Annotated in this window: 25 protein-coding genes; 15 read left to right on the top strand and 10 right to left on the bottom strand. The window is 64.2% G+C overall.

Annotated features, from left to right (window positions below; all coding sequences use genetic code 11):
• The first annotated feature begins 37 nt into the window (after positions 1-37).
• On the top strand, positions 38-763 hold the full coding sequence (locus JHW41_RS12475; protein WP_250450979.1) for a 3-keto-disaccharide hydrolase: 726 nt from the start codon (positions 38-40) through the stop codon (positions 761-763).
• A gap of 38 nt (positions 764-801) precedes the next feature.
• Here JHW41_RS12475 and JHW41_RS12470 read toward each other — a convergent pair whose 3' ends face one another.
• The 5 genes from JHW41_RS12470 to JHW41_RS12450 form a co-directional block, all read right to left on the bottom strand.
• Complete coding sequence (locus JHW41_RS12470) at positions 802-1,107, bottom strand: c-type cytochrome (protein ID WP_078995376.1); 306 nt, start codon at positions 1,105-1,107, stop codon at positions 802-804.
• 9 nt (positions 1,108-1,116) lie between these two features.
• Positions 1,117-1,983, bottom strand: coding sequence for a sugar phosphate isomerase/epimerase family protein (locus tag JHW41_RS12465; protein WP_250450482.1), 867 nt, complete (start codon positions 1,981-1,983; stop codon positions 1,117-1,119).
• A 90-nt stretch (positions 1,984-2,073) separates the two neighbouring features.
• Entirely contained in the window at positions 2,074-3,228 is a 1,155-nt protein-coding gene (locus JHW41_RS12460) for a Gfo/Idh/MocA family protein (protein ID WP_250450480.1), read from the bottom strand.
• Positions 3,229-3,241: 13 nt separating this feature from the next.
• Positions 3,242-4,471 (bottom strand): MFS transporter, encoded by a 1,230-nt coding sequence (locus JHW41_RS12455; protein WP_250450478.1) that lies wholly within the window; start codon positions 4,469-4,471, stop codon positions 3,242-3,244.
• Between the two features lie 41 nt (positions 4,472-4,512).
• A complete protein-coding gene (locus JHW41_RS12450) occupies positions 4,513-5,565 on the bottom strand; it encodes a sugar phosphate isomerase/epimerase family protein (RefSeq protein WP_250450475.1) in 1,053 nt (350 codons plus the stop codon).
• Positions 5,566-5,656: 91 nt separating this feature from the next.
• On the opposite strand from JHW41_RS12450, the gene JHW41_RS12445 reads away from it, so the two are divergent.
• The gene (locus JHW41_RS12445; RefSeq protein ID WP_250450473.1) at positions 5,657-6,661 is read left to right on the top strand and encodes a LacI family DNA-binding transcriptional regulator; all 1,005 of its coding nucleotides are present in this window, start codon (positions 5,657-5,659) and stop codon (positions 6,659-6,661) included.
• A 36-nt stretch (positions 6,662-6,697) separates the two neighbouring features.
• On the opposite strand, the gene JHW41_RS12440 is transcribed toward JHW41_RS12445, so the two are convergent.
• Positions 6,698-9,547: a type 2 lanthipeptide synthetase LanM family protein gene (locus tag JHW41_RS12440; protein WP_250450471.1), complete on the bottom strand. Its 2,850-nt coding sequence runs from the start codon at positions 9,545-9,547 to the stop codon at positions 6,698-6,700.
• 55 nt (positions 9,548-9,602) lie between these two features.
• Entirely contained in the window at positions 9,603-9,740 is a 138-nt protein-coding gene (locus JHW41_RS12435) for a hypothetical protein (RefSeq protein ID WP_157490380.1), read from the bottom strand.
• 315 nt (positions 9,741-10,055) lie between these two features.
• Between JHW41_RS12435 and JHW41_RS12430 the strand changes: the two genes are divergently transcribed.
• On the top strand, positions 10,056-10,388 hold the full coding sequence (locus JHW41_RS12430; protein ID WP_250450461.1) for a hypothetical protein: 333 nt from the start codon (positions 10,056-10,058) through the stop codon (positions 10,386-10,388).
• Between the two features lie 206 nt (positions 10,389-10,594).
• On the opposite strand, the gene JHW41_RS12425 is transcribed toward JHW41_RS12430, so the two are convergent.
• Positions 10,595-10,993, bottom strand: a complete 399-nt coding sequence (locus JHW41_RS12425) for a hypothetical protein (protein WP_250450459.1) — start codon at positions 10,991-10,993, stop codon at positions 10,595-10,597.
• A 1,037-nt stretch (positions 10,994-12,030) separates the two neighbouring features.
• Between JHW41_RS12425 and JHW41_RS12420 the strand changes: the two genes are divergently transcribed.
• From JHW41_RS12420 to JHW41_RS12375, 11 genes are all read left to right on the top strand, one after another.
• The gene (locus tag JHW41_RS12420; protein ID WP_250450457.1) at positions 12,031-12,213 is read left to right on the top strand and encodes a hypothetical protein; all 183 of its coding nucleotides are present in this window, start codon (positions 12,031-12,033) and stop codon (positions 12,211-12,213) included.
• The gene (locus tag JHW41_RS12415; RefSeq protein ID WP_250450455.1) at positions 12,206-12,634 is read left to right on the top strand and encodes a hypothetical protein; all 429 of its coding nucleotides are present in this window, start codon (positions 12,206-12,208) and stop codon (positions 12,632-12,634) included. Before JHW41_RS12420 ends, JHW41_RS12415 begins: the two co-directional genes overlap by 8 nt.
• Entirely contained in the window at positions 12,627-12,836 is a 210-nt protein-coding gene (locus JHW41_RS12410) for a hypothetical protein (protein ID WP_250450453.1), read from the top strand. The genes JHW41_RS12415 and JHW41_RS12410 overlap by 8 nt, the downstream gene beginning before the upstream one ends.
• Positions 12,833-13,156 carry a hypothetical protein gene (locus JHW41_RS12405; protein ID WP_250450450.1) on the top strand — a complete coding sequence of 108 codons (324 nt, stop codon included), beginning with the start codon at positions 12,833-12,835 and terminating at the stop codon, positions 13,154-13,156. Before JHW41_RS12410 ends, JHW41_RS12405 begins: the two co-directional genes overlap by 4 nt.
• Complete coding sequence (locus tag JHW41_RS12400) at positions 13,149-13,358, top strand: hypothetical protein (protein ID WP_250450448.1); 210 nt, start codon at positions 13,149-13,151, stop codon at positions 13,356-13,358. The genes JHW41_RS12405 and JHW41_RS12400 overlap by 8 nt, the downstream gene beginning before the upstream one ends.
• Positions 13,351-14,280, top strand: a complete 930-nt coding sequence (locus JHW41_RS12395; RefSeq protein WP_250450446.1) for a rolling circle replication-associated protein — start codon at positions 13,351-13,353, stop codon at positions 14,278-14,280. Before JHW41_RS12400 ends, JHW41_RS12395 begins: the two co-directional genes overlap by 8 nt.
• A 3-nt stretch (positions 14,281-14,283) precedes the next feature.
• Entirely contained in the window at positions 14,284-14,637 is a 354-nt protein-coding gene (locus tag JHW41_RS12390; protein ID WP_250450436.1) for a single-stranded DNA-binding protein, read from the top strand.
• A gap of 255 nt (positions 14,638-14,892) precedes the next feature.
• Positions 14,893-15,030, top strand: a complete 138-nt coding sequence (locus JHW41_RS12385) for a major capsid protein (RefSeq protein ID WP_250450434.1) — start codon at positions 14,893-14,895, stop codon at positions 15,028-15,030.
• A 129-nt stretch (positions 15,031-15,159) separates the two neighbouring features.
• On the top strand, positions 15,160-16,497 hold the full coding sequence (locus JHW41_RS12380) for a virulence factor TspB C-terminal domain-related protein (protein WP_250450424.1): 1,338 nt from the start codon (positions 15,160-15,162) through the stop codon (positions 16,495-16,497).
• Positions 16,497-16,775 carry a DUF2523 family protein gene (locus tag JHW41_RS26975; RefSeq protein WP_428995512.1) on the top strand — a complete coding sequence of 93 codons (279 nt, stop codon included), beginning with the start codon at positions 16,497-16,499 and terminating at the stop codon, positions 16,773-16,775. Before JHW41_RS12380 ends, JHW41_RS26975 begins: the two co-directional genes overlap by 1 nt.
• Positions 16,776-16,829: 54 nt before the next feature.
• Positions 16,830-18,017 carry a zonular occludens toxin domain-containing protein gene (locus JHW41_RS12375; protein ID WP_250450422.1) on the top strand — a complete coding sequence of 396 codons (1,188 nt, stop codon included), beginning with the start codon at positions 16,830-16,832 and terminating at the stop codon, positions 18,015-18,017.
• Between the two features lie 37 nt (positions 18,018-18,054).
• Here the strand turns inward: JHW41_RS12375 and JHW41_RS12370 are convergent, their stop codons facing one another.
• Positions 18,055-18,393 (bottom strand): hypothetical protein, encoded by a 339-nt coding sequence (locus JHW41_RS12370; RefSeq protein WP_250450420.1) that lies wholly within the window; start codon positions 18,391-18,393, stop codon positions 18,055-18,057.
• Between the two features lie 90 nt (positions 18,394-18,483).
• Positions 18,484-18,816, bottom strand: a complete 333-nt coding sequence (locus tag JHW41_RS12365; RefSeq protein WP_250450411.1) for a DUF3653 domain-containing protein — start codon at positions 18,814-18,816, stop codon at positions 18,484-18,486.
• Between the two features lie 144 nt (positions 18,817-18,960).
• Here JHW41_RS12365 and JHW41_RS12360 point away from each other — a divergent pair, with 144 nt between their 5' ends.
• Positions 18,961-19,227, top strand: coding sequence for a hypothetical protein (locus tag JHW41_RS12360; RefSeq protein WP_250450409.1), 267 nt, complete (start codon positions 18,961-18,963; stop codon positions 19,225-19,227).
• Positions 19,228-19,263: the final 36 nt, after the last annotated feature.

Here is a 19,263-nt window from a genome sequence, read left to right as displayed (position 1 = left end):
GATCGCCGGGGCAAGAATCGGCGCGCCGGTCCTGTCGATGGCGTTCGCCGCCCTCGTTGCGGCCACCGCGTCCGCGCAGGCCCAAGACCAGCAGCAACGCAACCCTGCCAAGACCGAAGTCTGGACGCCGGTACCCAAGGCCGTGGCCACGCCGAAGGACGCCGCGCCATCCGACGCGGTGGTGCTGTTCGACGGCAAGGACCTCTCGGCCTGGGAGGCGGAGCAGGGCGGTCAGGCTCCGTGGACCGTGGCCGACGGCGCGTTCACCGTGGTGCCGGGCAGCAAGGGCATCCGCAGCAAACGCCGCTTCTGCGACATCCAGTTGCATGTCGAATGGCGCACTCCGGGCCAGACCCGCGGATTCGACGGCCAGCATCGCGGCAACAGCGGAATTTTCCTGCAGGAGCTGTACGAGCTGCAGGTGCTCGACAGCTACGACAATCCGACCTATGCCAACGGCCAGGCGGCGTCGATCTACAAGCAGGCGATCCCGCTGGCGAACGCCTCGCGCGCGCCGGGCCAGTGGCAGGCCTACGATGTCGTCTGGAAAGCGCCGCGCTTCGCGCAGGGCGGCGGCCTGGTCTCGCCCGCGCGCATCACCGTGTTGCACAACGGCGTGCTGGTGCAGGACGACACCGTGCTGTCGGGCAAGACCGAATACATCGGCGCGCCGTCGTATTCGCCCCACGGCTGCGCGCCGATCTACCTGCAGGACCACGACGCCAAGGTCAGCTACCGCAACATCTGGGTACGCGAGCTGTAGGCGGCCCGCGCGGCGGGCCGCTGCGCGACTCCCGCGTCCTACTGCTTCAGGAAGACCGTGAGGTCTTCGAGATCCTTCTCCGACAACTGGCCGAACGGCGGCATCAGCCCGCCGCCGGTCTTGATCCGTTCCTTGATCTTCTTCGCGTCCAGCCGCTTGCCCACGTCGGTCAGGGCAGGAAACATCTCGCCCATGCCCGCGCGATTGGGGCCGTGGCAGGACGCGCAATTGGCGGCATAGAGCTTGGCGCCGGCCGCGGAATCCTGCGCGATGGCGGGCGCGGCGACCGACACCGCGGCGAGGAAGGGCAGAACGGCGACCGCGATGGACTTCGACATGGGCATGCTCCGCGATCAGCGGCCCGCGCCCGCGGGCAGGTGCTGGTTGAGGTAGGCCGCGCCGGTCTTGACGACCGCGGCGGGATCGAGCGGGTGATCGTGCTCGAGGATGTACCAGCGCACGCCCGCGCGCTCGGCGGCGGGAAGGATCGCGTTCCAGTCCAGCACGCCCTGGCCCAGGGCGGCGAAACCGTCTTCGTCCTTGGCCTGGCCTTGCGGGGCGTTGTCCTTGGCGTGGACGGCGAACACGCGTCCGCGGAACTTGCCGAGCAGGGCGACCGGGTCGTGGCCGGCGCGCGCGATCCAGGCCAGGTCCAGTTCGGCCTGCAAGCGCGGGCCGGCGCCTTCGAACAGCAGTTCCAGACCGGTCTTGCCGCCCGAACCGGCGGGTTCGGCGAGCTCGAAATCGTGGTTGTGATAGGCGAGGGTCATGCCCTTGGCCCGCAGCTTGTCCGCGATCCCGCCGAGTTCCTTGCCCAGCGCGATCCAGCCGGCGGCGTCGGTCGGGCGCTCTTCCTTCGGCAGGTAGGGCACCACCAGCGTGGTGGTACCGACCGCCTTGTTGAACGCCACCACGCCGTCGAGATCGCGGCGCAGATTGGTGAGCTGCGCATGGGTCGAGATCGCCTTGATCGAATACTTGTCGAGCAGGCGCTTGAGCCGCTTGGACGAAACGTCCTGCGTGCCGACCGTCTCGACGGCGCGGATGCCGGCGTCGTGCACGATCTTCAACTGCTCGTCGAGCGAGGCGACCTCTCGCAGCGTGTACATCTGCACGGCGATGGGCTTGGCCCGGGTGTCGGCGCGCTGGGCGAAGGCGGGCAGGGCGGTCAGCAGCACGAGCGCGGCGGCCGCGAGGAGGCGTGGAGTGGCTGTCGTCATGGTGTCTTCCCGGGAGGGTGATGGCTGCGGACGAAACGATGGCCCAGGCGTGCGGGGAGGGCGGGCGGTTCGTCGTGGCTGGGGCTTGGCTCAGGCGGGCCGGCGCTCCTGATCGACCGCGCGGCCGATGGAGGTCCACGCGCGCGTCCGCGCCGAGGCGATGACGCGGTCGACGATCAGCGCCGAGCGCAGCCCGTCGTCGAAGCTCGGCAATCCTTCCGGCGCTTCGGCGCCGATGGCGCGATACGTGTCGGCGACGAAGGCTTCGAAGCAATGGCCGTAGCCCTGTGCGTGGCCGACCGGCAGCAGCGACAGCCTGCGTTGCTCGGCGCTGCCCGCCGCCGGGCCGCGCACGAAGATCTCTTCGCGTTGGTCGGGCAATCCGATCCACAGCCGTTCACTGTCTTCCTGATCGAACGCGACGCTGGCCCGGGCGCCGTCGATTTCGAACCACAGGCGGTTGCGGCGTCCGGCCGAGACCTGGCTGACAGTCAGCGAGGCCAGCACGCCGCTGCCGGTCTTGAACATGGCCGCGGCGACGTCTTCGCTGGAAACGGCCTGCATCGCGCCGTCGGCGGCCGGGCGGGCGTAGCTCTCGCCGGTGACGGCGCTGCGCTGCGCGATCACGGTTTCGAAGGCGGCGCTGACCTCGACGAAACGCTCGCCGGCGACCCATTCCACCAGATCGCACCAGTGCGAGCCGATGTCGGCGAACACGCGCGAGGGGCCGCCCAGCGCCGGATCGACACGCCAGTTGTTGCTGGCCGGGTCCAGCAGCCAATCCTGCAGATAGCTGCCGTGGATGAGCCGCAACGGCCCCAGTTCGCCCTGCGCGATGCGCGCGCGCGCCTCGCGTACGACCGGGTGGTAGCGGTAGACAAACGGCACCGTGGCCACGAGCCCGCTGGCGGCGGCCGCGGCCGCCAGGGCGCCGGCGTCTTCGAGCGTGGTCGCCAGCGGCTTTTCGCAGATCACGTGCTTGCCGGCCGCCAGCGCGGCCTGCGCCATCGCCCGATGCAGGTGATTGGGCGTGCAGATGTGCACGACCTGCACCTGCGGGTCGGCGAGCGCTTCCTCGATATCGCGGTAGGCGCGCGCGACGTTCCAGGCGGACGCCACGTCCGCGGCGCGTTGCGGCGACGACGCGCTCACGCCGCAGACCCGGGCGCCGGCCAGGATCGCCGCGCGGCGGTGCACGTTGCCGATCATTCCAGTGCCTACGATGGCGACGCCGAGCTGGCTCATCGGTCGGTGTTCCTCAGGGGGCGGATGGCGTGGACGGCGCGGCGGAAACCGCCGCCGGCCGCTCGCGGAACAGCAGCAGGAACGCCGCGAGCACGAGCAGCGCGACCCCGGCCGGGAACAGCCAGATCTGCTGCCAGTCGCGGCCGGCCGCGGTGGTGTAGTGCTCCACCACCGCGCCGGACAGGAAGCTGCCGATCAGCATGCCGACGCCGTAGGTCGCCAGAGTGATGAAGCCTTGCGCGCTGCTGCGGAACGCCGGGCCGGCATGGGCGTCGGTATAGATCTGGCCGGTGACGAAGAAGAAGTCGTAGCAGATGCCGTGCAGCACGATGCCGGTCACCAGCAGGGCGAACCCGGCGCCGGCGTCGCCGTAGGCGAACAGGACGTAGCGCAGCACCCACGCGGCCATGCCCAGCGCCAGCATGGTCTTGACGCCCAGCCGCGCGAACAGGAACGGCATGGCCAGCATCAGCAGCACTTCCGACACCTGGCCGAGCGACTGCAATCCGGCCGCGCCGCGCACGCCGAGATCGTTGAGATACGGATTGGTGAAGTTGTAGTAGAACGATAGCGGGATGCAGATCGCGATCGAGGCCAGGAAGAACACCAGGTAGGAACGCGATTTCAGCAGGCGCAGCGCGTCCAGTCCGAGGATCTGGCCGAGCCCGGCCTCGCGCTGGCGCTCCAGCGGCGGCGTGTGCGGCAGGGTGAGCGCATACAGGCCGAGCAGCAGCGAGGCCGCCGCCGCCATCTTGAAGGTGAGGTCGAGCCGATGCGCCTGTTCCCAGCCCAGCCAGCCGATCAGCACGCCGGCGACGATCCAGCCGATGCTGCCGGCGACGCGCACCGGCGGGAACTGCTTTTCCGGCGCCTGCATGTGCCGCATCGCGATGCTGTTGGCCAGGGCCAGCGTCGGCATGAACAGCAGCATGTAGGCCATGACGCAGGCCGAGAACGCGCCGAAGCTGGTCGCCGTCGAGGCGCCCCACATCAGCGCCGCGCCGGCCAGATGCAGCAGCGCCAGGATGCGCTGCGCCGCGAAGTAGCGGTCGGCGATCAGCCCGACCAGGAACGGCGCGACGATGGCGCCGATGGACTGGCTCAGGAACGCCGTCGCGACCTGGCTCGCGCTGGCCTGCAGCGGCCCCTGCACGAGGTAGGTGCCCAGGGTGACGAACCACGCCCCCCAGATGAAGAACTGAAGAAACATCATCGCGCTCAGGCGCGGCATGGTGAACGTCATGGTGTCCCCTTGGTGGCTTCCACAGCGCGGACCGCGTCGAATCAAATCCCCAGCAGGCTGCGCGTGCGCTCGGGACTGGCGCCGCTGTCGGCGAAGTCGTCGAACGCGCGCTCGGTAACGCGAATGAGATGGTCGCGGATGAACGCGGCCCCCTCGCGCGCGCCGTCTTCCGGATGCTTCAGGCAGCACTCCCACTCCAACACCGCCCAGCCCGGGAAGTCGTACTGGGCCAGCTTGGAGAAGATCGCCTTGAAATCGACCTGACCGTCGCCGAGCGAGCGGAACCGCCCGGGACGGTCGATCCAGTCCTGATAGCCGCCATAGACGCCGCTGCGCGCGCTGGCGCGGTACTCGGCGTCCTTGACGTGGAAGATGCCGATGCGCTCGTGGTAGCGGTCGATGAAGCCCAGGTAGTCCATCTGCTGCAGCAGCAGGTGGCTGGGGTCGTAGAGGATCTTCGCGCGCCGGTGGTGATCGACGGCGTCGAGGAAGCGCTCGAAGGTCGCGCCGTCGTGCAGGTCTTCGCCCGGATGGATCTCGTAGCACAGGTCCACGCCGCAGGCGTCGAACGCGTCCAGGATGGGACGCCAGCGGCGGCCGAGTTCGGCGAAGGCCGCGTCCACCAAGCCGTGCGGCCGCTGCGGCCAGGGATAGAAATAAGGCCAGGCCAGGGCACCGGAAAAGGTCGCGTGCGCGCTCAGCCCCAGGCGCTGGCTGGCCTGCGCCGCCAGCATCAGCTGCTCGACCGCCCAGGCCTGGCGGGCGGGCGGATCGCCGCGCTTTTCCGCCGGGGCGAAACCGTCGAACAAGATGTCGTAGGCTGGATGGACCGCGATCAGCTGGCCCTGCAGATGCGTGGACAGCTCGGTGATCTCGATGCCGTGCCGGGCCAAGGTCGCGGCGACGTCGTCGCAATAGGCCTGGCTGCGGGCGGCCTGGGCGAGATCGAAGAGGTGGGGCGCGCTGGTCGGTACTTGTACGCCAGAATAACCCAGGCCGGCGGCCCACTCGGCCAGAGTGTCCAACCGATCGAACGGAGGTTTGTCACCGATGAACTGCGCGAGGAACAGCGCTGGCCCCTTGAGTGTTTTCATGGAAATCCGCCCGATGCAATCGATTGCAATCCTAGCATGGGGTCGCCACGATACGCGTTGTGCAGCGCAGCGGGGACCGTCGGGCTGAGGCATGGCGACCATTTACGACATCGCAAAACACGTCGGCGTTTCCGCCGGCACCGTGTCGCGCGCGCTGTCGCGGCCGGACAAGGTGCTGCCGGCCACGCGCCAGCGCATCGAGGAAGCGGCCGCCGCGCTGGGCTATGTCCCCAACACGGTGGCGCGCACGCTCAAGACCCAGCGCAGCGGCAAGATCCTGGTCACGGTCCCGGACATCGCCAATCCGTTCTTCGCGCAGATCCTGCAAGGCGCCGAAGACGCCGCGCAGGCGGCCGATTACGCGGTGCTGCTCGGCGACACCCAGAACCGGCCGGATCGCGAAGAGCGCTACGCGCAGATGCTGCCGCGCAACGAGGCCGACGGCCTGATCGTGCTCGGGCACCGGCTGCCGCCTACGGCGCAGGAGATCGTCAAGCGGCTCGGCGCCACCGCGCCGGTGGTCAACGGCTGCGAGTTCGACCCGGCGCTGGGCATTCCCAGCGTGCACATCGACAACGCCGCCGCCTCGCGCGCGGCGATGGAGCATCTGTACGGCCTCGGGCACGAACGGATCGCCGTGATCGGCGGCCCGCCCGACAATCCCTTGCACCGACAACGGCTGGAAGGCGTCGAGGCCGCCGCCAGGACGCGGGGACGCCTGCGGCTGCTGAAGATCGCCCCCGGCGACTTTTCGATCGAGTCCGGCTATGCCGCGGCGAAAAAACTGCTGGGGCAGGGGACCGCCCCGACCGCGGCGTTCTGTTTCAGCGACCAGATGGCGCTGGGCGTTCTTGCCGCGTGCCGCGACCTGGGCCTGCGCGTGCCCGAGGATTTCTCGATCGTCGGTTTCGACGATCTGGCGTCGTCGCGTTACCTGACCCCGCCGCTGACGACCATCAGCCAACCCATGCGCGAGATCGGCGTGCGTGCCGTCAACTTGCTGCTCGCGATCATCGAGGCGGTGGACGTGCCGCATCAGCAGACGCTGGATTTCAGTTTGATGCTGCGTGGGTCGACTGCTGCGTCGGCGCCGTAGGGCGGGGTGTCCGGTCACCGCTGCCCTGCATCCGCACTAGGGCCGGGGAACACTCAAGCTCAATATCGACGGCACGTGTTGCGGATCGGCAGCGCGCAAGCATGCATAGGCCATGCCGCTGAGCCCGATCATCAAACCCAGCGGCATCTCGTTTTCAGTGCGGCCGCCGCAAACCCAGCCGTTGCTGCCCTGAGCCAACAGTGCGTCGGCGAGCCGGCGGCATCGCGCCAACAATGCCCGGTCGCCGGACTGAACCGCCCATTCAAACGGAAAGTCGAGGTTCCCCCAACTTCCATGGCAGAGGCAGTGCCCCGCAGCGTCGTCCACGCTGACTAGCACGGCGTTCAAACAATGATCGACGTCGCGCTCCCAGGCGGCATCGCGATAGGCCGTCGGCCAAAGCAGACGCGCCAGTCCCACGCCGGAGGCGCCATGACACCACGATGCGGTCCCCTTACGTGCCTGCGTGGCGTTCGGGGTGTCGAGGTCGTACCACGAGCCTCCGCGGCGCCGGTAGGCGACACGTTCCCGCTCAAGCGCGGACAGGGCCATTCTCAGGCAGCGCGCATCGTCGAATACGGCCGCATGGCGGGCCAGGGCCGCCGCGATACCTGCGGACCCGTGCGCGAATCCGGTCGCCCCCAGGACATCGTCGCCCGCGTCGTGCCAGTACGCGCCGAATGCGTCTTGCCTGGCGGCTGCAATCAGGCGATCGGCACAGCATCTCGTCGCTGCGCGCAAGTCGGGATCATCGCGATGAACATGCAATTGCAGCAGCACCAGCAGGCAACCCGCGGCACCGGAGATGACATCGAACTCCCGGTCTTCGGCAATGCGCTCGAAAATGGTCGGAACCCACGCAAGCGCGGCATCAATCAAGTCGGGCCGCCGCTGGCGCAGTCCCAACACCAGCAGCGCATACATCCAGCCGCTCAGGCCATTGAAGGCACCGATGGAGGGCAGGGCGTCGGGGTTGCGCCGCAGGCGGCGGTCGATGGATTCCATCGCGGCCGCCGAGCGGGCGACGAGTTCGCTGTGGCCGGTCCGTAGCCCCGTTTCCGACAGCATCAGCATCACCCCCGCAAGCCCCTCGTACAGCGCCTCGTCCATCTGGGCCAGGCGCGGGACGTCTTCGGAGGAATAGTCGAGGTGAATGAACCGGGTTTCGCCGCGATCGCAGAAACGCATCGCCACGATCTGATCCGCGATCTGCAGCGCCATCTCCTCGAAGGAACGCGGAGCGGTACGTTCGCGCCTCGCAGCCATCGGGCGGGATGCCATCGCGGGCTCATCGAGCCGGGTGCTTTCCAGCGACTGATGGAGCAGATAGCGTTGCCTGCGGAAATCCAGCGGCGAAAGGGATCGCACGCGCTTTCGCATTTCCCGGATGCCGGAACTCGAAAAAAGCCCGCCTGTGCGGCGCCCGTCCTCGTCCTCGACCTCCAGGCTGTCTCCCCGGATCCAGAACCTCGGAACGTCGCCGCGCTCGAGGGCGTGCCGTTCCGAACAACCAACGCTGCGCAGCGCGGGCCAAGCCTCGTAGCCCACACTCAGTCTGTCCAGGGCTTCGCTCCGCTTGTGCGAGTCCCGCAGGTACTTGGGATGCGACATGGCGTCCAGCAGGCGACCGTAGATCGCGGTGGATCGCAGTACGGCCCTCGACTTGAGGCAGGAGAATTGCAACAAGGGCCCGTCCTCGGCGAGCAGCCAATCCTTGTGGTCCAACAAGCCGGCGTAAGTGGATTCGAATCCCCGCAGGATCGAATCGGCGTACGCATAGGGAAGCAATACGCCGCCGTCGTCGCGTACCGGCAGGTTGTGCCCATGGCCTGGTTTTTCTTTGACCTGCGCCAGCCGGATTTCATCGCTGCCGGCGCCTATGATCCTGTGCACGAGGCGATGCTCAGCGCCGGTCGAGAGACCGCTGATGTCCACCGAGTCCAGCATGCTCTCCCTGGTGGGCAGCAATCCGGATTCCAGAATGGATCTGGCGCCGGCCGCCCAGCCATTACCTTGTTCGATCTGGCTGGAGCGCGGCTGGCATAACGTCTCCAGATCGACGATGACCGGATAGCCTGCGGAGGCGATGACGTTCTCAAAATGCAGGTCCGAAGCGGCAAGCACATGGGCGATGGCTATCAGGCCTCCATACCGGCCGTAGTAAGAGGTTGCCGCGTCCTCGTCGCCTGTCGGGACGTGCTCGATAGGCTCGGCATATCCGTAAGTTCCTTTGTCGAGCACGAGCGGCGAGCGCTGTCCCGGCCGGATTCCCCGATCCGCGAGCATGCGCAGGCATCGGGCAAATGCCGTGTCCATGGCCATCGGGCGCGGCTTGTAGAACAGGGCCCCGTGCTCGAACGCCAATCGCGCCACGGTGTTGCCGTCGTCGTGTCTGTCGCCCAAGCCCGTTTCGAAACCGCGCCACGCTCCGATTCCGCAGGCGCCGGGAACGAACGCGCCCAAAGAGGCATGATCGTTCGTGATGCGCTCCAGGAGCAGGTACAGCGTCCGCTCGACTTGCGTCGTGATGCGGACGATATCGCCGCTCAGCAGCGGATAGTTCTTTTCGATGGCGCTGCGGCCGGAGACGCTTTGAATATGCTCGATGAAGAACTGGAATTTTTGCTGTGCGGTATCTCCGCGCAGGAGCCCGCGATGGCGAGCCAGGGCGATCTCCAGGATCAGGGCGCGAAAGCTCCACAGCAGGAGCGGGGTCGAAAATGCCGAGCGGATGCTCGGCAGCAGGCTTTGAGAGTCGAGTTTGTCGGGATGACTTCGGGCGGCGGATTCGTAGATGCCCGCGACACGATGCAGCGCCGGCTCGAACAACGGCGCTGCCCACCCCAGGAAAGGGTCCAGTCTTCGCAGGTCTTCGTCGCTCAGCATGACCGGCACGATGATGGGCTGCCGATGCAGCCCATCATCGGGTCCCGCATCGGGATCAGGCGATGCAAGTCCAGCGCGGAGTCCACGGCACGCGGGCGGTTTCCATTTTGTCGTCGCACAGATCGGGCTCGCCGATCACTTCTTGCTGCAGCTGCTCGAAATCTTCGGTCGAAAGATCGATTTGCACTGGCATGGTCAATATCCTCTCCACAGATGGTCAGCGGACATCACTCCGAGTCGGCCGCACATTCGTCCGCATCAATGTGCAGCAATCGTGTCGGGTCTTTGTTCGAGACAAGCAGAACATCCAGGCACTCTCGCAACTTATTCAAGTGTTCCTTAATGGTGATTTCACATTCCTGTCCCGCCGAACGCTCGCTCGATAGAGCGTTGCGACTCCGGCGTCGCACATCCTCTTGGGTCTAAAGGAGCCTGACCAGGTCCCTGTCGATTCGCGGCGTCAAAGACCGAACTTCCATTGTCACTCTACTGCCGCCATGAAAAGGCCATGGGCGAATATTTGCGGGGTTTGGCGTGGATCCGGATTAAACTATTGCTCGTGTTCCTCCTGAGGCTTGATCGTATGGATGGTTGGAAAGGTGTAGTCGCGGTCATTATGTATACCTTGATCTTCGTGAAAGATCTGGATGCGCAGTTCCCTAAAACCCTTTATATGATTGAGACCGGGGAGGGGATTGCGTTCGGGCCAGAGGGAATGAAGCGAGCGATAGAGGCTGCGTTGGCCTCAAGGGACGACTTGTCGGAGTTGTTGGATCAGCCTCACTCGGATGGTGCGCTTCGCAGTTACTTTGCGAAAATACTTGTGCACCTGCCGCACTAAACAACGCAGTTTTTGTCGGGGCCACGCCAAGGTCGATGCTGTCCGACCGCATCCGATGCATTCCGGATTCCCAGTTGCGCACGGTGCGTTCGGTCACCTGCAGCGGCTCCGTACATACAGCGACGCTCAGGCCGCAGCTCAAACGGGCCTCGCGAAAACGCCAGGGGGCGATGGGATACCGGCGCACCGGAAGACCCTTCCGCCCCTTAGCTAATTTCGCATAATGTACACTTATTCCCAGCGAAATCAATAGCTTGCGTCTTAGCGATGGCTTGCCAGGGCAGGGCACCTATCGCCAGCACCAGCATTGCTGCCGTAGCCACCGACAGCTGTCGCACGATCTGCTCCCATGCGCGCTTATCGTCGGCGTTGTGAGCCCTCTCGACTTCGATAGCCGCGCACCAAAGCGCGACATTCTCATCTAGGTCCTTTGCCATCCGTGCCGCTAAGCCGGTCGCGGCGTGGCTTCTGCCCTTTCGCCATCCGGACACAGTTGTTTGGCTGATGTGTAGCGCTTTTGCCGCCTTGTAGTCGGTGTCAAGGCCTTTGCGTGCCTTCCACGCGTCTAGCAGACGAACGGTAGCGCTTTCCGGATGAGTGGACATGCGAGACCCTATTAGTATTCAAGGAAAAATAGTCTAATGCCCTACATGCTTCGAGAGTCTCGAAGTATCAGGGCAACCGCCGGGGAGCGGGGCCCGGCGCCTCCCCCCTAGGAACCGCGCTGCCGCTCCCCGGCCTCAAGGGGGTAGGCATGGACACCACACGACAGCAATTCCGCGCCGGGTTTGCACGACAGCGCGTCACTCGCCGCGACTTCGTTGAGGTCGGTCCGCAGACGTATCGTTGGTGGCGGATCGCGGCGGTTGATCACTACGCTATGTCCGAGCCTGTCAGGGATGCCGTCGTATACGCCTTCGTCGGCGCCCTCGACCCACTGTTGTTCTCCCCCCGTACGCGTCTACACATGCGTCGCCTCGGCCGCCCGGTGCGGCTGTGATGCAAACGCGAGCACAGTACGAGGCTGCCCACGCGCCGCAACCGACTGCGACGTCGGCTGCCCAAACTCGGCAGCAGCCAGTTGGGGTATTCCAGGCCAACGCCTCACCCGCACTGGTGCATGCACCGAACGTGGCAGGGGATGGGCCCACCGACGTGGGGAGCACTGCCGGGATCGTTCCTCCTCGCAAAACCACGCTCCTTTCTGGCGACGTCGCCCCCCAAGGGCATTTCGTAGAAATGACCGGCCTGGAGCCGCATTCGCTTCCTGCTTCTATCTCCAACAAACTCGGTAGAGAGAGGATCATGCGAGCCCGCGTGCCTGCGTCCGCGAACGGTGGGCAGAGTGTGTGCAACTCGGTGGTCGGGCGTGAACAAGTGCCGTCCGTGGATCTCACCACCCCTGGTCAATCTCTGCCGGCACTTGTTCATCCCGTCCACGGAGTTGTGCACACGGCCGCGCAGCGGCTGTCCACCGTTCCAGCGGCCGGCGAGCCTGCCGGCTTTTTCGTTCGCCGTCTGTGGTGGCGGTTCTGCTGCTTCCTGACAACACACCACTACGGCGACGCTGCCGACCCGGGCTTGCAACCCGGTGTCATTTGCTATCGCTGCGGTGCGCGCCTCCACACCTGCGAGGTGCGCCATGACTAAGCGCGCCGGGGCCGTGGATGTGCCGTACACACTTGTGCGCATCCGTCGCCGGTGTTGGGAAGCGATGGGCGGCGTCAACAACCCCGATTTGATTCTGCGTACCGCCCGGCGCGGCCCGGATCGCTACTACATCAAGCGGCCTCGGGCCGCCCAGGAGGCCCGGCGCCATGTCTGAGCCCACTGTGGATGTGCTAGCGGTGTTGGACCGCAAGCGTTCGCCGTTTCGCGACACCGGAATGCGCCGCATGTACGACACTTGCGTGTCCGCTTACAAAAGCGGTAACGCGGGAATGGCTCGCGGCGCTGGCAATTCTGCCGCCACGATGTTCTGGCGTGGATTCGACGGCTCGCACGTCGGCAAATGGGACGCGGCTTCGCGCAGGTCCCTCGCGTACGCGCAGTTCCGAGCGGGACAGGACTGCGCCGAGGACGCAGCCCGCGCCGCCGTGGCCGCCTTGATCGTGCGCGAGCAGGCGCAGCGCGAACTGCTGGCAGAAATCCTGGACGGCATTCGGGCCGGCGCTTCCCCGCAGTTGCATGCGGGCCTCATCCGCGACCTGCTCGCGACCGCTCTGGAGGCCCGCCTCCATGTCTGAGCCCACTGTGAATGTGCTGGCGGTGCTGCGGCGGCACCGGGATGCCTGCCCGATGGAAGGGAACTGCGACTGGTGTGCTGAGTTGGATGGCGTGATCGCTGCCTTGGCCGCGTTGTTCGATCGCGCTGAATACCTCTGTCGCACAGGCCAGGGAATGATCGCCTTCCGTGCCGCGCTAGCTCAAAGCGGGGGGGCGCCATGATTTCCCTTCTTGCGTTGCCGCTTGCGTGCGTGCTGCTTGTCGTCGTCGCGCTCTGCGTAATGGTCGAAGCGGTCGTCAAGGCCTGGGCGACGTTCTGCCACCAGGGCGAGCGGGAGTACGCATACCTGCTCGACTGGTCCGCCAGTAATGCGGGTGTGGGCGCAGCCCACGGTGACCGCTCTAGAACGCGCCACACGCACGTCAGCGACGGTCTCGACGCGGCGGGGGAGGGTGATGGCGATGGCACGCCACCGCGCCCCGAAGACGGCTTCTACGGGCGATACGCGCAGGTCTACGCGACGCGGTGTCGCCATGGCTGAGCGTCGTTGCTACGGCCGCGTGCTGCCGCCGAACTGGCACTACCTGCGCGCGCGCGAGTTGTTCCGCATCGCCTACAGCGTGGCGCGCACAGAAGCGCGCACCGGACCCAGCGGCGCGCACGGGTTGCTGCGTTGCCTGTCGATGCCGTGGGGTCATGCGGCCGCGCGAGTTGTTCAATCCCGGGGGGGCTTCCATGTCTGACGATACGATGCGCGCTAGCGCCGCTCGCGCGAGCGAAGCGAGCGCGACCAGCGAGCGCGCTGGGCTTGTCTCTTTCTCCAACAAAGAAGAAAAAAAGAATTCGCTTTTGCTTGGTCCGCAGTCGCACGAAGCCCGGTTGCGCAAGATGCGTCGTGGCGTGCTGGCGTCGGCGATGTCGATCCATAACGATCTGTTGGCGAAGGGCTACCAGCAGTGGACAGAACAGGGTGGTGCCCAGTGGCGGTACGCGGCCGAGCATGAGTTCCGCTGTGCGCTCCTGACGTTGACGTACGCGCCTGAGTTCGAGTGGCAGCCGAGCCAGTTGCGGGTCATGCTCGACCACTATCGCAAGTGGGCCAAGCGCAATAAGTGCCTGTTCTCGTACGTGTGGGTGATGGAGTTGCATCAGTCCGGTAAGCCGCACTACCACGTCGTGTTTTGGGTCACGGGCGGCAAGGTTCCGCCGTTCCCGGATGCGCAAGGGTGGTGGCCCTACGGCAAGTCGAATGCGAAGTGGGCGCATAGCCCGGTCGGCTATATCGCGAAGTACGCGAGCAAGGGCACGACGGCCGATCTTCCGAAGGGGTCGCGCTTGTATGGGGCAGGGGGCCTCAGCATCGAAGCGCGTGCGCAACGCTCCTGGAGCCTTGCGCCTAAGTGGCTTCGGCAGATGACCGAGCCGGGCACGCTGGTGCGTCGCGTGCCGTTCGCGATTGAGCGTATCGGTAAGTGGGGAAAGACAGTCATAGATAAAACGACGGCCTGGGTAGAAGCAACCTTCGGCAACGCGTTTCTTTCCCCGTGGCAGTCCGATGGGTGGACGCCAAGCGGTGTGGCCTTACGTCACCTGGGCTATGTCGAGATGTTTACGCAAGAGGGTGACGTTTTCCAAATCAAGCACATCAATCCATTTGAGGCCTAAGCCATGATCAAGATTCAGATTCTGTCCGCCACCGTCGAAGAGCGTGGCGGCACCGTCCAGCGCGGCGAGCGCAAGGGCGAGACCTACCACATCCGCAATCAGGAAGGCTACGTGCACAACGGGCACGCCTTCCCGGAGCGCTTCAAGATCAGCCTGGGCGACCGTGCCCCGTTCCCCGTCGGCATGCACTACGTCGATCCGGCGTGTATCGAGATCGGCGAGTACGGCGACCTGCGCATCGGTCGTACCGTCCTGCTGCTCAACGAAGAGCAAGCCGTCGCCTACCTGCGCGAACAGCTGCCCGAATCGATCCTCGCCAAGGTCACTGGCTCGGCCAAGCCCGCGCGGGCTGCTTAAGCCATGGCCCGCCGCGTCTATGAGTGCATTTCGTTCGATACCGCGACTGCGACCTGCACTCAAGCCGGCTGGGTCGAGCGGTCCGAATTTCCCGAGCTCTCGGTTGCCGATGCGTTTCAACTGCTGTCGGCTACTGCGTTGCTCTTCGCTGTCTGCTGGGGTTGGAAGCTGCTTAGTCGGCAAACCGGTCCTCGCGGTTGATCCGCCCCCGTCCCGGGAGAAAGGACGGTTCACTGTAGATCTGGAGAAATCCCCATGACGTTCGACGTTGCGGATGCGGTCACTGCCCTCGCGGGCATCACCGCCGGCGTGGCCCTGATCGGCGCCGCCAAGCTCCTGCCCGCCGCTGCCGCGGTTGGTTGGAAGTGGATGAAGGCGACCATCTTCGGCTAATCGCCGACGTCCTGAGCGGGGGCGTTTGCCCCCGCTATTTTTAGGGGACTGACATGACTGGCTGGTTTGTTTTGGTAGTTGGTTTGATTGCGCTATCGATCTTGTTTAGCGGCGACTGAGGGCGCCCGTATGCGCAGCATCATTGTCTACCTACTAATTCTGGCGGCCGCCTTATTGTGGTCGCCTGTGGCCGTGGCCCAGTCGGGTGAGGCGTGCCGTGGTACTGACAACTGCGATGAAGGTCAGGCCATGATGGCGTGTCAGGCGAAGCTGGGGAGATTGGAGGCGGAGCAGCCGCAGCTGAAGCCGTTTAGCAACAAGCAGTGCAAGCGGTCGAGTAATTCAACGAACGCACAGGGGCTTATCCAGGCTTCCGCAACCTACGGCCAGCACAACGTCAACGGCCTCTTTGGCGAGTACGCGTACAAGGCCAGTTGCGCCAGTCGAGCGCCGGAGATTCTGCGCGTGAATCTTTCCAAGGGCGCTAGAGCGCTTCCGAAAGAGTGTCTGCGCGGTTGTCAGTGGGAAACACAGCCCACCCCCACTGAGTGCACCACGTTAGAAAGCGGCCCAAATATTGGCTATAACTGCTGGTATGACGGCGCGTACAACGGCGCTACATGCAATGAAAACGACGACGATGACCCAGGTGACGATGAGCCACCTAAGAAGTGCGAACCCGGTCAAGTGCGTTTGCCGTCCGGCAAGTGCGGTGATCAAGGCGATTGCCCCGTAGGTCAGCACAAGCTCAACGGTAAGTGTGAGCCGGTGGGGCAGTGCCCTACTGGCAAGATCAAGGCTCCTGATGGCTCCTGCGTCGACGAGGGCTGCCCGGCCGGTCAGGCGAAAGGCGAGGATGGGACCTGCAAGCCTGACGACGATGGCGACGGGGATCCTAACGACGGCGAGGACACTGGGAAGTTCTCAGGCGGCGAAAGCTGCGAAGAACCGCCCCAGTGCAGCGGCGATAACATCCTGTGTGGTCAGGCGCGTATTCAGTGGCGTATCGACTGCAACACGCGTCGCGCAGATAGCGTCCATGCGGGCAATGGTTGTTCGATGGCTGACGTACCGATTTGCGTCGGCAAAAACTGCGATCCATTGGAATACGCGCAGTTGCTGCAAGCATGGCGCGGTCGTTGCGCTGTTGAGCGTCTTGGCACAGGTGTGCCTATTGATCCCGCGCCCGGGCAAATTCGCGACTATCTCACTGGCTCAGGTCAGTCGCTTCCGCCTGTGTCTAGCCCATGGCTGGATGAGGACTATTCGCCTGCAACCTGGTCGTCCGGCTTAGGGCAGGGCACTTGTCCGGCGCCCGTTTCTACCACTGTTTCTATTGGTCAGTCGTCTGCGCAAGTCGAGTTTTCGTTTCAGCCCATCTGCGATTTCGCTGCCGCGCTGCGCACACTATTGCTTGCGTGTAGCGCAATTCTTTCCGTCCTCATCATCTCGGGAGCTAGGAAATAATGCCTTGGCTTGGTGCACTGCTGGCGTCTCTTCTCGGAACCGCAGCGTCTCGTGTTCTGACCGGCGTTGGTGTCGGGTTGGTTACCTATGCTGCGCTGACTCCTGTTATTTCGTCCGCGCTCACCATCGCGCGAAATGCTACCGCTGGGATTACCGCGTCTGTGTTGCAAATCTGCTTGATTGCAGGTCTCGGCGATTGCATTTCCGCGCTGGGTTCCGCACTGCTGACGCGTGCTGCGATTTCTGCCGGCCGCGTTGCTTTAGCTAAGAAGGGGTAAGACGTGCTTATTCTTGTGACGGGCCAGCCAGGGAACGGTAAGACGTTGCGCGCGATGGCGTTGGCGCTGGAGGAGCATGATCGCAATGCTGCCGCTGTCAAAGAAGGCAAAGAGCAGCCGCGTCGTTTCTTCTCCAACATCGCTGGTTCCACTACCGACGAGAATCCAGACGCTTTCCCATGGATGGAGAAGCTGCCCGATCACCTTGACTGGACCCAACTCCCGGACGGCTCTTTCGTTCTGTACGACGAAGCTCATTCCGACGGCAAGACTAAAGAGCTAGAGCGCTATGGCCTGCTCTTTCCTTCCACAGGTAAGCCCGGCGAATCTAGCGATCCGCGTATCCGATCGATGTCCACCCACCGGCATCGCGGCTTTGACATTGTGCTGATGACACAGTGGCCGACCAAGATTCATCATCAGGTACGCACTCTCGTCGGCAAGCACGTGCACATGAATCGTGCGATGGGCTTGCAGCGTGCTGGCGTTCTGACTTGGACGCGCGCTCAGATTGATCCTTATGATGAACGTCAGCGCGAGAAGGCAGAGGAAGAGATTTGGGCGTACGAGAAGGGGTTGTACAGTCGATATAAGAGCGCCACGCTTCATACGTCTACGTACAAATTCAAGATTCCAAAAAAGATTTGGCAAGCTTTTGCGATGCTGGTGGTTGGCCTTTTGGTGGCCTGGGCTCTTTGGCTGTTTCTCTTTAAGCCCAAGCAACGTGATGCGGACAGCACAACGTCTGCGCCGCAAGCCCAGGCGCTGTTAGGCGCGGGTGCGGCGGCGCCTGTTAAGCCTCGTACTGCTTATGAGTATGCCGAGGCGCATCTGCCGCGTTTTCCCACCATGCCCTGGACAGCGCCGGTGTTCGATGAGCGCAAGCCTTTGTCCGATCCGCAGTTGTTGTGCATGTCTTCTGAGGCGGGCCTAGACGTAGACGGTCAGCGCCGTGATGCGAGTTGCACCTGTCTGACGGAGCAGGGTACGCGTTACCAAATCAACGATGGGGAGTGTCGCCGCATTGCTCGCGATGGTCCGGTTTACAACCCGTATCGCCAGCTCTCGCAGGGTGCACCTCAGCCTGCTCAGGCGCCTCTTACCAGTGCGGCCGCGACCCCAGTAGCCCCATCGGTTGGTCAGCCTCCTTCGACTGCTGGAAGCGTTCTGAGTGCGCCCCAGGTGTCGTCTTATGGCGCGCTTGGTGTCGGTGGTACTGCATCATCTGCAACGTCTAAGTAGGCCGTATCTTCGAGGGGCAGGGGATAGGTTTCATTTTTCACTGCTTTTTGCAGATTCCTTTGGATACCCAGGCTTCGCCTTCTCGCTTGATCCATTGACCGTTGATGCATCGGCTTCCTGCGCGATCTAATTCCTGTTGGTCGTACAAGGCGCGAGCGCGGCGGATTTCTTCCAGGCGCATTAGTCGCATCGACTCTCGCGCCGCCATGTCAGCGTTATCGTTTTTGACGGTCTCGAGTATCGGAGTTGCTTTCGCTAGTGGTTGCCTTTTGTGTACCAGGTACAGCGTTGCGATACTTGCCGCCGCAACTCCGATCACGATGCAGGTGACTAGGAAGTTGTTTGTCCAACTGCGCCGGGGCTGGTCCGTGTCCATGTTTGCTCCTTGTTTTTGGCGAGCATAAAAGAAAGGCCCCCGATCGGGGGCCTTTCTTTTTGGGGTGTGCGGATCTGTAGCTGTTTTTTCTTAGCCGGCCGCCACGCCGTTCTGTCGGTAGTCGGCCAGGGTCACGATGACGACTTTTACCGGTTGTTGGCCAGCAGCCTTCGCCGCTGCTGCAGCTCGCGCCTTCGTTGCCTGTAGCCGAGCTTCGTTATGTTCTCGCCAGGCCATGCCGGCGACGCGCTCCGGGCTCAACCGTAGGCCTGTGGGCGACACCAGGTCTCGGCCGCGTAGTCGCCAGCCATCCCAGGGTCCGGTCAGGTTTACGTGGTTGTGGGCGTGCTGGTTCAAGAGTTTAGCGGCGCAGTCGTTGGGGCAAGGCGTCTTATCAGGCCAGCACGGCGGACGGATTTCCATATCGGGCTCCTGGCTGAAATTGCAGGGTCAGAATCGCCCAGGCCTGTCGCACCCACCGACCCATAATTTCGCATAATGTACATTATGTTATAATTTGTGCGACTAGTGCAGCGCATCGGCCCTGACCTTCGGACAGCCTTTCCCATGGACCTCTCCAACCCGAACATCGATCTCACCGGCGACTGGGTGGGCTGGCGCCAATGCGGGCGCTGGCTCATATCCGACGACGGGCAACGCATCACCATCGGACGCCTACGCGGGCTGTTGTGGCGTGAGCAGATGGAACTCTATAGGCAAGGCTTCGCCTCGCGCCGCCAAGCCGAACAGGCCAAGAGCCGGCGGCCTTTCCGGTCAAAGTCGTCGTGGTCGACCTCGCCGACTATCGCTGCAACGGCACGGCCCCAACCGTAAGGTTGCCGAAAGGTACGACAGCGGCCTCATCGCCCA

The sequence above is a fragment of the Lysobacter enzymogenes genome, from assembly GCF_023617245.1.
Classification (GTDB): Bacteria; Pseudomonadota; Gammaproteobacteria; order Xanthomonadales; family Xanthomonadaceae; genus Lysobacter; species Lysobacter yananisis.
This window is presented reverse-complemented; position numbering and strand designations above follow the sequence as displayed.